The sequence below is a fragment of the Halobacillus hunanensis genome, assembly GCF_900166655.1.
In the GTDB taxonomy this organism is placed as follows: Bacteria; Bacillota; Bacilli; order Bacillales; family Halobacillaceae; genus Halobacillus_A; species Halobacillus_A hunanensis.
This window is the reverse complement of sequence record NZ_FVZB01000007.1, coordinates 1,200,882-1,213,257: the sequence shown is the minus strand read 5'-3', so window position 1 is coordinate 1,213,257 and position 12,376 is coordinate 1,200,882. Positions and strand designations below refer to the sequence as shown.

General features: G+C 41.7%; 11 protein-coding genes. 10 read left to right on the top strand and 1 reads right to left on the bottom strand.

Features of this window, described 5'->3' with window-relative positions; all coding sequences use genetic code 11:
• Nucleotides 1–78 precede the first annotated feature (78 nt).
• Nucleotides 79–339 carry a 30S ribosomal protein S20 gene (rpsT, locus tag B5354_RS18880; RefSeq protein ID WP_079530331.1) on the bottom strand — a complete coding sequence of 87 codons (261 nt, stop codon included), beginning with the start codon at nucleotides 337–339 and terminating at the stop codon, nucleotides 79–81.
• Nucleotides 340–491: 152 nt separating this feature from the next.
• On the opposite strand from rpsT, the gene gpr reads away from it, so the two are divergent.
• From gpr to prmA, 10 genes are all read left to right on the top strand, one after another.
• Complete coding sequence (gene gpr, locus B5354_RS18875; RefSeq protein WP_079530330.1) at nucleotides 492–1,589, top strand: GPR endopeptidase; 1,098 nt, start codon at nucleotides 492–494, stop codon at nucleotides 1,587–1,589.
• Nucleotides 1,590–1,671: 82 nt separating this feature from the next.
• Nucleotides 1,672–2,835: a stage II sporulation protein P gene (gene spoIIP, locus B5354_RS18870; protein ID WP_079530329.1), complete on the top strand. Its 1,164-nt coding sequence runs from the start codon at nucleotides 1,672–1,674 to the stop codon at nucleotides 2,833–2,835.
• Between the two features lie 16 nt (nucleotides 2,836–2,851).
• A complete protein-coding gene (locus B5354_RS18865) occupies nucleotides 2,852–3,103 on the top strand; it encodes a hypothetical protein (protein ID WP_079530328.1) in 252 nt (83 codons plus the stop codon).
• A 188-nt stretch (nucleotides 3,104–3,291) separates the two neighbouring features.
• Nucleotides 3,292–5,106, top strand: coding sequence for a translation elongation factor 4 (lepA, locus tag B5354_RS18860; protein ID WP_079530327.1), 1,815 nt, complete (start codon nucleotides 3,292–3,294; stop codon nucleotides 5,104–5,106).
• A gap of 64 nt (nucleotides 5,107–5,170) precedes the next feature.
• A complete protein-coding gene (gene hemW, locus B5354_RS18855; protein WP_079530326.1) occupies nucleotides 5,171–6,310 on the top strand; it encodes a radical SAM family heme chaperone HemW in 1,140 nt (379 codons plus the stop codon).
• 99 nt (nucleotides 6,311–6,409) lie between these two features.
• On the top strand, nucleotides 6,410–7,426 hold the full coding sequence (gene hrcA / locus B5354_RS18850; protein WP_079530325.1) for a heat-inducible transcriptional repressor HrcA: 1,017 nt from the start codon (nucleotides 6,410–6,412) through the stop codon (nucleotides 7,424–7,426).
• 198 nt (nucleotides 7,427–7,624) lie between these two features.
• Complete coding sequence (grpE, locus tag B5354_RS18845; RefSeq protein ID WP_079530324.1) at nucleotides 7,625–8,173, top strand: nucleotide exchange factor GrpE; 549 nt, start codon at nucleotides 7,625–7,627, stop codon at nucleotides 8,171–8,173.
• Between the two features lie 37 nt (nucleotides 8,174–8,210).
• Nucleotides 8,211–10,040, top strand: coding sequence for a molecular chaperone DnaK (gene dnaK, locus B5354_RS18840; RefSeq protein ID WP_079530323.1), 1,830 nt, complete (start codon nucleotides 8,211–8,213; stop codon nucleotides 10,038–10,040).
• Between the two features lie 145 nt (nucleotides 10,041–10,185).
• Nucleotides 10,186–11,313 (top strand): molecular chaperone DnaJ, encoded by a 1,128-nt coding sequence (gene dnaJ, locus B5354_RS18835; RefSeq protein WP_079530322.1) that lies wholly within the window; start codon nucleotides 10,186–10,188, stop codon nucleotides 11,311–11,313.
• 116 nt (nucleotides 11,314–11,429) lie between these two features.
• Nucleotides 11,430–12,374, top strand: coding sequence for a 50S ribosomal protein L11 methyltransferase (gene prmA / locus B5354_RS18830; protein WP_079530321.1), 945 nt, complete (start codon nucleotides 11,430–11,432; stop codon nucleotides 12,372–12,374).
• Nucleotides 12,375–12,376 lie beyond the last annotated feature (2 nt).

Below are 12,376 nucleotides of genomic sequence, written 5' to 3'. Positions count from 1 at the left end.
TTTATTCGGTCAAATCTCAAAAATAAAAACGATCCTGAATCCAGGATCGCATGTTGGTCATAAAAAACGTTTAGACGATTAGCTAGCGTTAACTAATTTGGACAGACGAGATTTTTTACGGTTACCATTGTTTTTATGAAGGGCACCGCGTTGGACCGCCTTGTCAATTTTCTTAACGGCTGTCGTAAGAGCTTGTTTAGCATTATCCGTATCATTGCTTTCTACAAGCTTCTCAACACGTTTAATCGCTGTACGCATGTCAGATTTGAATGCTGCATTTAATGAACGGGCATCATCATTTACACGTACGCGTTTTTTAGCTGATTTAATATTAGGCATGGTTTCACCTCCCAGGTAAAAACATAAAACTCATTCATATCGAACAAGAGACATTTTACCAAAGCAAGTCCTTGTTTTCAATAGATTTCTAACGGATGATTTGCATAGTATCCATTTATATAGGGGAAAATGGGCAAAAGGAGGTCGTGAAAATGGCTATAGAAGAACGATTTTCAGTACGAACTGACCTGGCTTTAGAGGCCCATGAAATGAATGTGGAATCTGACCCTGCACAAAAAGGTCATGATGGTGTAGATGTTACAGAAGAACAACTTGATGATATTAAGCTGACGCTTGTCCAAGTAGATCCCGAAGGTGCAGAAAGGATCGGCAAAAAGGCAGGGAATTATATTACGATCGAATCACAGGCTATTCGTAAGCAGGACACAAAGATGCAGGTGGAAGTATCCACTTGTTTATCTAAACAAATAAAAAAACTGTTAGCTGACAATGATATTAAAGATACAGACCGCTGCTTGGTTGTCGGTTTAGGCAATCACCGAGTAACACCTGATGCCATTGGTCCTTTCGCAATAGATGAATTGGTCGTGACCAGTCATTTGTTTGAACTGCAGCCTGAAACAGTGGCAGAAGGATACCGCAATGTATCGGCAGTAACCCCTGGAGTCATGGGAATAACAGGCATTGAGACGAGTGATATGATTCATGGAATTATACATGAAACGAATCCTGATTTTGTTATTGCGATCGATGCGCTCGCTTCTCGCTCTATCAATCGGCTTAATGCAACGATTCAGTTATCTGATACAGGGATCCATCCAGGGTCTGGGGTAGGTAATAAACGCAAGGAAATCAGTAAGGAAACATATGGTATCCCGGTTTTTTCCATTGGGGTTCCAACTGTCGTCGATGCTGTTACGATTACGAACGATGCAATAGATTATGTGCTTAAACACTTTGGCAGAGAATGGAGAGAGAAGGATCGTCCATCTAACGCTTTATCTCCTGCCCTCAATCCTTTTGAAAAAAGAAAACAGCTGACAGAAGATGATCTTCCAAGTGAAGAGCAGAGTCAGGTAGTCCTAGGAATGCTTGGAACCTTGAAAGAATCGGAAAAAAGACAGCTTATTAAAGAAGTTTTAACGCCGCTCGGGCACAATTTAATGGTCACTCCAAAAGAAGTCGATTCATTTGTTGAAGATATGGCCCATGTGGTCTCTGCTGGGATAAATGGTGCTTTACATCCGGTAATAGAAGACGGCGATGCCCAATCTTATACTAAATTTTAATATTCATTAGAGATTTCGTTCTATGATTCCTCTCTCTAACATACCATTTACTAGAGTTTAAAATAGGGAGAGGATCAGAGCGATGTCACCGATCAAAAAATATCCAAAAATAGGTCGAAACTACATAAAACGCTGGTCTAAGTGGCTTGTTCTATCGTTAGCCATTTTGTTGCTATTATTTATCGGGATCGGTATTCTTACTGGAGCCAAGACGACGTATCGGCTTTATTCAGAAACCATTCAAAACTTTACTACACAGTTAGAAGGCAGTGCCTTCTTGTACTTATTTGAAATGGAAAATAAAATTTATGCCAATGCTCATCCGCAGGGGGCAGACTTGCCAAGTCTTTCGCATTTATCGTTTCAAATGTTGACGAGCGTAACCCCGAAAGATCCGCGAAGTCTGCTGGGGCGTGAAATACCAGGATTGTCGTCCTACAATAGTGAAATTGTTATTGCTGGGGAAGGAACGAATTACACAAACTTGCCGGTCGAATCAACACCACCGCCCGATGTCGTTCTACGGGATAGAGATGCTGTGGAACCTGAACAAGAAGAGAAGGCTGACCCACCTCCGAAAAAAGAGAATAAACCAAGTACGGGAGAGCGCAATGTCGTGTATATTTACTCCTCCCACAATCGAGAATCCTTTTTACCACATTTGCCTGAAGGTACGAAAGAGGCTTACCACGACGAAGTTAACATTACGAAAGTAGGAGAGCGGCTCGCAAAGGGGCTTGAAGCTAATGGAATTGGTACAAAAGTGAACCAAACAGACATTATGAAAGCGGCGGGTGAGCAAGGAATTGGCTATTATAGTGCTTCAAGAAACATTGTAGAAGCAGCTTTGGCTTCAACTAAGGAGATCAAATACACATTTGATCTTCACCGGGATAGTATGCCGAGAGATGTAACGACAACTACAATTGATGGAGAAACTTATGCTAAGGTCATTTTCGTAGTCGGAGCAGAACACCCAGATTACGAGGATAATTTAAAGGTCGCAACAGAACTTCACAAAAAAATTAAAAAGCAGTATCCAACACTTAGCCGTGGTGTTATTACTAAGAAAGGAAGCGGCGTAAACGGTGTATATAACCAGGATTTATCAGATAAAGCATTGTTAATTGAATTTGGAGGGAAACATAACAGTTTGGATGAGGCTTACCGGACAGCAGATGCAATGGCAGAAGTGTTTAGTGACTACTACTGGCAGCAAGCAGAAAAAGTATCATCAGATTCATAATCAGGGGAGGAACTATATGAAGTGGCTAACGATTTTACTGCTTTGTATGTTATTATTCGCAGCCGGCGCTCTGTTTGGAACGAGTCAATCAGTTTCTAATCCAGCTTCTCATTCAGAAACAACTTTACAGCATGAAAAATCATGCACCCCTGAAATGGATCAGGAAGAGGCTCCATTTATAGTGAATGTAGCGTTAGGGATAGGAGAAGGGGTCGGAGCGGGAGTTGAGCTTGTTCTCATGTTTATGGCAGATTTTGTGAAAACCTGACAAAGAGCCGCCTCTCCGGGCGGTTCTTTATCATTACATTAGAGAAATCAATATTAGAAAGTGTCTAACTAGAAGTAATCATTATACACAGATGAACGACGAACCACCTGATTTGGATTGAATATTCGTTCGCCTATTGCTATAATCAGGCTAGTTGACTGCGTGTGAAATTAGTAGGAGTGATGAAGTTGACAAGTCAATCTAGACAGGAAAGAGTCCGTAACTTCTCGATTATTGCCCATATTGACCATGGGAAATCGACATTGGCTGACCGGATTCTTGAAAAAACAAGAGCTTTAACACAAAGAGAAATGAAAGAACAATTTTTAGATGCAATGGATCTTGAACGTGAACGGGGCATAACTATAAAGCTTAATGCTGTTCAATTGAACTATACATCCAATGATCAGCAGGATTATACGTTTCATTTAATAGATACCCCTGGACATGTCGATTTTACATACGAAGTGTCCCGCAGCCTCGCTGCATGTGAAGGAGCCATATTAGTTGTTGATGCTGCTCAGGGAATTGAAGCCCAGACATTAGCAAACGTATATTTGGCTTTGGAGAATGACTTGGAGATTATCCCGGTTATTAATAAAATCGATCTCCCAGGTGCTGATCCAGAAAGAATTAAGCAGGAAATCGAAGACGTGATCGGTATCGATGCTTCAGATGCCATATTAGCATCTGCTAAAGAAGGAGTAGGGATAGATGAAATTCTAGAGCGAATTGTGACGGATATTCCTGCCCCCGAAGGAAATGGAAAAGATCCTCTTAAAGCCCTTATTTTTGACTCGCTGTACGACTCGTATCGCGGAGTGGTGGCCTACACTTGTGTACGTGAGGGTTCTGTGAAAGTTGGAGATAAAATCAGGATGATGGCAACAGGGAAAGAATTTGAAGTAAATGAAGTCGGTGTTTTCAGACCGACACCAACATCCTTAAATGAACTTCACGTAGGTGATGTAGGCTATTTAACAGCATCTATAAAAAATATTGGTGATTCCCGAGTAGGGGATACGATTACTTTAGCTGATCGACCAGCAGAATCTCCACTGCCGGGTTATAAGAAAATGAACCCGATGGTGTTCTGCGGGCTGTACCCTGTGGATGCTAACAATTATAATGATTTAAGAGACGCGCTTGAGCGCTTGGAGTTAAACGATTCATCACTTCAATATGAAGCAGAAACCTCCCAAGCCCTGGGATTCGGCTTCCGTTGTGGGTTTTTGGGAATGCTTCACATGGAGATTATTCAGGAACGGATTGAGCGTGAATACAAAATTGACCTGATTACGACAGCTCCAAGTGTAATCTACAAAGTCACCTTAACGGATGGAGAAGAAACCGAAGTAGATAATCCGTCTATGATGCCCGATAATCAAAAGCTTGAAGATGTTCAGGAACCGTATGTTAAAGCAACCATAATGGTGCCCAATGATTATGTAGGGCCTGTAATGGAAATTTGCCAGCGTAAACGCGGGAATTTTATGGACATGCAATATCTGGATGATAATCGGGTGAATGTGGTCTACGAAATACCATTGTCTGAAATTGTGTATGATTTCTTTGATTCGTTAAAATCACAGACGAAAGGTTATGCTTCATTTGATTATGAGTTGATTGGTTACCGAACGTCCAACCTTGTAAAAATGGATATCTTGCTAAATGGTGATACCATCGATGCTCTTTCTTTCATCGTTCACCGTGACTTTGCCTATGAACGTGGTAAAATTATTGCTGAAAAGTTAAAAAAACTCATTCCGCGTCAACAATTTGAAGTGCCTGTTCAGGCAGCTATCGGCAATAAAATTGTTGCCCGTACTACAATTAAAGCGATGAGAAAAAATGTATTATCCAAATGTTATGGCGGTGACATCTCTCGTAAACGTAAACTTCTTGAAAAACAAAAAGAAGGGAAAAAACGTATGAAGATGGTCGGTTCTGTAGAAGTACCGCAGGAAGCATTTATGTCTGTATTAGAAATTAATGATGATTAATAAGAGCAGGTAAAGACCGCAGGAGACCACTTCTTGCGGTTTTCCTTATGAAAGGTGGAACACCATGACAATCTCCTCAGCATATATTCACATTCCTTTTTGCCAACAGATCTGTCATTATTGTGATTTTACGAAGTTCTTCTATAATGAACGATTAGCAGATGAGTACTTAGACGCCCTTTACCAGGAGATACACACATACATCCCTGAAGAGAAAGCCAAAGTGAGGACAATTTTTGTTGGTGGAGGAACACCAACCGTGGTTACTCTCAATCAGTTGGAAAAGCTGTTGAGAATGATTGATGAGCACTTTGACATTCCAGCGTGTGAAGAATACACGTTCGAAGCTAATCCTGGAGATTTGGACCTCGAGAAAGTGAAGCTTCTTAAAGCTTTCGGCGTTAACCGAATTTCGTTAGGCGTTCAGGTTTTTGATGATGACATGCTTGAAAAAATCGGCAGGGTACATCGAGTCAAAGATGTGTACACAAATGTTGACCGTCTCATACAAGCAGGCCTTACGAATATTAGTATTGATTTGATGTATGCCTTACCGGGACAAACAGTGGGGGCATTTGAAGAAACAATTGACGAGGCTCTCCAATTCGGACTTCCGCATTATTCTTCTTATTCGCTTCAAATTGAACCTAAGACAGTTTTTTATCAAAGGTATAAGAAAGGAACACTCGTAAAACCTCCTGAAGATGATGAGGCAGAAATGTATGAGTTGCTGCAAAGGAAGCTTGCGAATCAAGGGATTGAGCAGTATGAAATCAGTAATTTTGCTAAGCCCGGTTTTGAGAGTAAGCATAATTTGACATACTGGAATAATGAGCATTACTACGGCATTGGAGCCGGATCTCATGGCTATATCCCTGGCAAACGTACAATAAACATCCGTCCTTTACCGGCATACGTGAAACAAGCGATGGCAAATGGCCGCCCTATTCTTCATGAAGAGCCGGTAGGACTGAAAGAGCAAATGGAAGAAGAGATGTTCCTAGGTTTACGTAAAGTAAGCGGTGTTTCTTTAGAACGTTTTGAGGCTAAATACTCACGCACTGTTGATGACGTATTTAAAGGTGCCGTACCTGCATTAAAACAGCGCGGACTCTTGGCAGAGGGTGATGGCTTCCTTTGGTTAACAGATAAAGGGAAAATTCTAGGAAATGAGGTATTTCAAGAATTTTTGCTGGATTCGTGAAAAATCAAAGGAAATTCGTTGACATCTCAACACCCTTTTGATAATTTATTATTAGATTTAGCACTCACTTAATTCGAGTGCTAACAGAGGTGATCATCGATGTTAACTGATAGACAATTATTAATCTTGCAAGTGATTATTGATGATTTCATCCTGACTGCTCAGCCGGTTGGCTCGCGGTCAATTTCAAAAAAAGATGCTGTAACCTATAGTTCAGCCACCATACGTAATGAAATGGCAGACCTTGAGGAAATGGGTTACCTTGAAAAAACCCATTCCTCATCGGGACGGGTTCCATCAGAGAAAGGTTATCGCTTTTATGTCGATCACCTTTTATCTCCATTGCGATTGTCTAATAGAGAGGTAAAAACGATCAGAGAAGCATTTAAGGACCGTATGATGGAATTCGAACGAGTCGTGCAGAAATCTGCCGGGATCTTATCGGATATGACTAATTATACGTCGATCATTCTCGGTCCCGAAGTATTCGAAACAAAGTTGAAGCAGCTGCAGATTGTACCGCTAAATGAACAGTCTGCGATTGCAATTTTAGTGACGAATACAGGTCATGTGGAACACAGAGCTTTCAATGTTCCTGTTGAAATGAAACCAGCTCAGCTTGAGAAAATGGTCAATATCTTAAATGATCGTTTGCGCGATGTTCCATTAGTTCATTTGCATGAGAAACTCCAACTTGAAGTTCGAGAGTTAGTCAAGGAGCATATGGATGAGCAGGCATTCAGGTATATGCAAGCTGCATTGATGGATGAACAGCCAGCTAAGCTTTATATTGGAGGAAAAACCAATATACTCACACAGCCTGAGTTTAAGGACCTTGAGAAAGTACGTTCGCTCTTTGCTACAATCGAGCAGGAAAATGAAATGGCAGATTTGTTGAGATCAGGCGACCAGGGTCTTCATGTACGCATTGGGCATGAGAATCCTTTTGATGCTATGCAAAACTGCAGCCTGATCACGGCAAGCTATACTCTTGGAAATGAGCAGGTAGGGACGATTGCTTTGCTTGGTCCAACACGTATGGAGTACAATCGGGTGATTTCATTGTTAAGTGTTTTATCCAAGCATATGACAGAAACTTTTAAAGGGTGGTACTGATCTACCTTTATGTTATGTATGGATGATGGGATGAAAGTCTCCCATCGCTTCTTTTTGTCTGTTGCTTTTTTAGGACTGGCAATGGCGGTCATTTGTCTGACAGCACAAAGGATAAAATATAGCCGCCTTTGCTTTTCCTCGGATATTTTTTCATGTTATAGTCAATAACGGTGAATAAGAACCAAGGAGGTGGAAGTCGTGGAAGAGAAAGATCAGCAAGAACAAGAAATTATTGAACCAGAAACTGATGAAGAAGCAGTTAAATTTGATGGGGAACAGTCAGAGACTGAGGAATCTTCTGATGAGCTGGCTCAGATTAAGCAAGAGAAAGAGGAAGCTCAGAACCGTTTGCTCAGGCTTCAGGCTGATTATGATAATTTTCGCCGCCGAACTTTAAAAGAAAGGGAAGCGGACAGAAAGTATAGATCTCAATCAATCGTTGAAGAGCTAATCCCGGTCCTCGATAACTTTGAAAGAGCTTTGCAAGTTGAAGTGACTGGGGATGCAGCCCAGAACTTTGCGAGTGGCATGAAAATGGTGTACGACCAATTTCAAGCAGCTCTTGAAAAAGAAGGTGTGGAAGAAATACCGGCTCAAGGGGAAGAGTTTGACCCAAATTTACATCAAGCAGTGATGCAAGTTGAGGACGACAACTTTGAGTCCAATGTGGTTGTAGAGCAACTGCAAAAAGGCTATCGTTTAAACGATCGGGTTATCCGCCCGGCTATGGTAAAAGTAAATCAATAAATTGTTAAGATAATTTGTTAGAGGAGGATACACTACTATGGGTAAAATTATTGGTATTGACTTAGGTACTACAAACTCTTGTGTGGCAGTAATGGAAGGTGGGGAAGCGAAAGTAATCCCTAACCCGGAAGGAAACCGCACAACGCCATCTGCTGTTGCATTTAAAAATGGTGAACGTCAGGTAGGTGAAGTAGCTAAGCGTCAGGCAATCACCAACCCAAATACAATTCTTTCTGTTAAACGTCATATGGGTACTGATTACAAAGTTGAAGTGGAAGGTAAAGAATACACTCCACAAGAAATCTCTGCTGCTATTCTTCAGTACATTAAAGGTTATGCTGAAGACTACCTTGGTGAAACAGTAGAGAAAGCTGTAGTAACTGTTCCTGCATATTTCAATGACGCAGAGCGTCAAGCCACGAAAGATGCTGGTACAATTGCCGGTCTTGAAGTAGAACGTATTATCAATGAGCCTACAGCAGCTGCACTTGCGTACGGAATTGATAAAGAAGACCAGGATCAAACAATTTTAGTTTATGACCTTGGCGGCGGTACGTTTGACGTATCTATCCTTGACATTGGTGAAGGTACATTTGAAGTTGTAGCTACAGCCGGTGACAACCGCCTTGGTGGGGATGACTTTGACGAAGTGATTATGGACCACATGGTAGCAGAGTTCAAGAAAGAGAATGGAATTGACCTTTCACAAGACAAAATGGCTAAACAGCGCCTGAAAGATGCTGCTGAAAAAGCTAAAAAAGATCTTTCCGGTGTAGCTCAAACACAAATTTCACTGCCATTTATCACAGCTGGCGAAGCTGGACCGCTACACTTAGAAATGAACTTAACTCGTGCAAAATTCGAAGAACTTGCTTCTGGTCTAATTGAACGTTCCATGAAGCCAACTCGCCAGGCAATGAAAGATGCTGGCATGAGCTCAAGCGATATTCATAAAGTAATTCTTGTCGGTGGTTCCACTCGTATCCCAGCTGTACAAGAGGCGATTAAGAAAGAAGTAGGTAAAGAACCTTCCAAAGGGGTTAACCCGGATGAAGTTGTAGCACTTGGTGCATCTATTCAAGGTGGAGTACTGCAAGGAGACGTTAAAGATGTAGTTCTTCTTGATGTAACACCACTGTCACTAGGTATTGAAACAATGGGATCTGTTACAACAAAACTAATTGAACGTAACACAACTATTCCTACTAGTCATTCTCAGGTATTCTCAACTGCGGCTGACAATCAAACAGCTGTTGATATCCATGTCCTGCAAGGTGAACGCGAAATGGCTCAGGACAACAAAACACTTGGACGCTTCCAGCTGACTGATATTCCGCCAGCGCCGCGTGGTGTTCCTCAAATCGAAGTAAGCTTCGATATTGATGCAAACGGTATTGTTAATGTACGTGCCAAAGATATGGGTACGAACAAAGAACAATCCATCACAATCAAATCTTCTTCTGGTCTCTCTGATGAAGAAGTAGAAGAGATGGTACGTCAGGCTGAAGAAAATGCGGAGGAAGATAAGAAGAAACGTGAAGCGATTGAACTTCGTAACGAAGCAGATCAGCTTATTTTCACGACAGACAAAACGATCAAGGATCTTGAAGATAAAGTAAGCGATGAAGAAAAGCAAAATGCCGAAACAGCTAAAGAAGAGCTTCAAACAGCTCTCGAAGGCGAAGATCTTGATCAAATTAAAGAGAAAAAAGAAGCACTGCAAGAGCAGGTTCAAAACTTATCTGTTAAGCTTTATGAACAAGCACAGCAGCAAGCAGAAGCTGCTCAGGGTGAACAGTCAGATGCTGAAGAAGATGTAGTTGACGCTGACTACGAAGAAGTAAACGAAGACGAAAATAAAAAGTAAGCAGCTTGAAAGAAAAAGTCAAAGTCAGGATCTTCTTGACTTTGACTTTTTTCACGTATGACTTAATAATGAGCGATTTGCTTAAAACTGAACGAGAATGTTAATATAAATCTTATGTAATAGCGCCTGGGAGAGTGATCAACAAGTGAGTAAACGTGATTATTATGAAGTGCTAGGTGTATCGAAGGATGCTTCTCAACAGGAAATTAAGAAGGCCTATCGTAAACTAGCACGTAAATATCACCCAGATGTCAGTGAGGAAGAAAATGCATCTGATAAATTTAAAGAAGCCAAAGAGGCATATGAAACTTTGAGTGACCAACAAAAACGTACACAATATGATCAATTTGGTCATGCTGGTCCGCAAGGTCAAGGTTTTGGCGGTTTCGGAGGCGGCGGTGAAGACTTCGGCGGCTTCGGCGATATTTTCGATATGTTCTTCGGCGGAGGGGGACGTCGTCGTGACCCTAACGCTCCACGCAAAGGGGCCGACCTCCAATATTCTATGACGCTTCAGTTCGAGGAAGCCATCTTTGGAAAGAGTACAGATGTTGAGATTCCTGTCGAGGAAACGTGTGACACATGTGAGGGGTCGGGTGCTAAGCCTGGTACTTCTCCTGAAACTTGTTCTCATTGTCAGGGAAGCGGACAAATTAATCAAGAGCAAAACACGCCATTTGGCCGCGTTGTAAACCGGAGAGTGTGTCATCATTGTCAAGGCAGCGGACAAATTGTTAAAGATAAATGTAATACTTGTGGTGGAGATGGCCGTGTAACGAAACGAAACAAAATACACATCGATATTCCTGCAGGTATTGATGAGGGACAGCAAATTCGTGTGCCTGGCAAAGGGGAAGCCGGGGTGAACGGCGGGCCTGCTGGAGATCTGTTTGTCGTGATTCGTGTGCAGCAGCATGAATTTTTTGAGCGCGAACAGGACCATATCTTTTGTGAAATCCCGTTAACGTTTGCCCAAGCTGCCCTAGGTGATGAAATAGAAGTGCCGACTGTTCATGGGAAAGTTAAACTTAAGGTACCGGCTGGAACTCAAACAGGAAAGACCTTCCGTTTGAAAGATAAAGGTTCTCCAAATGTCCATGGCCGCGGACATGGGGACCAGCATGTCAAGATGCGTGTCATTACACCAAAGAATCTGACAGAACGTCAGCGTGAGCTGATTAGAGAATTTAGTGAAATTAGTGGTAATGAAGTAACGGAAGAACAGCATGGCAACTTTTTCGAACGAATGAAACGTGCATTTAAAGGTGAATGAGAATGTTAATGAAAGAGTGTCTGGACGTGGATAAATCGGTAGCTTGTGAATACTACCTGTGCCAAAGTTCCTGGCACTCTTTTTGTACATAATCCAAAAAAAGTGAGTTGATCAATATGAAATGGTCGGAAGTTTGTATTCATACCACCAACGAAGCAATTGAACCCGTTTCGAATATCTTGCATGAATCAGGCGCAAGCGGTGTGGTGATAGAAGACCCCCAGGACATGAATCAACAGGAGACGGGACTTGGTGAAGTCTATGAACTGAATCCAGAAGATTATCCTGAGGAAGGAGTCTATGTTAAGGCCTATCTGCCAGTCAATAGCTTTTTATCCGAAACGGTTGATGCGATTAAACAAACGGTAAATAATTTAAAGATGTTTGACATTGACGTGGGACTTAACGATGTGACCCATACCGAAATTCATGAAGAAGACTGGGCTACAGCCTGGAAGAAATATTATAAACCAGTAAAGATCTCTGAAAGGATTACAATTATCCCGACATGGGAAGACTATACACCTGTACAAAGTGATGAGTTGATTATCGAAATGGATCCTGGGATGGCATTCGGAACAGGGACGCATCCTACCACAGTCTTGAGCTTGCAAGCTCTTGAACAGTATCTAGAGAAAGGTGATATTGTTCTCGATGTAGGGTCAGGCTCAGGGGTGCTGAGCGTAGCTTCTGTATTGCTAGGTGCTGACCATGTCCATGCATTCGATCTCGATGAAGTGGCCGTGAAAAGTACAATGAATAACGCTGAATTAAATCAAGTGGCACATCAGGTAACGTCGACTAAAAATAATCTTTTACAAGGTGTTACTATTGAACCAGCCTTAATTGTATCGAATATACTCGCGGAAATTATTGTCCAATTTGTAGATGAGGCCTACCGTCTGCTGCAGCCAAATGGTTATTTTATCACTTCAGGAATTATTGAGGGAAAGAAGGACATGGTAAAGAATCGGCTTCAGGAGGCAGGGTTTGAGGTAGTTGAGACAAACAGAATGGAAGATTGGATTTCTATTATTGCTAAAAAGCCGAATATAAGGTGATG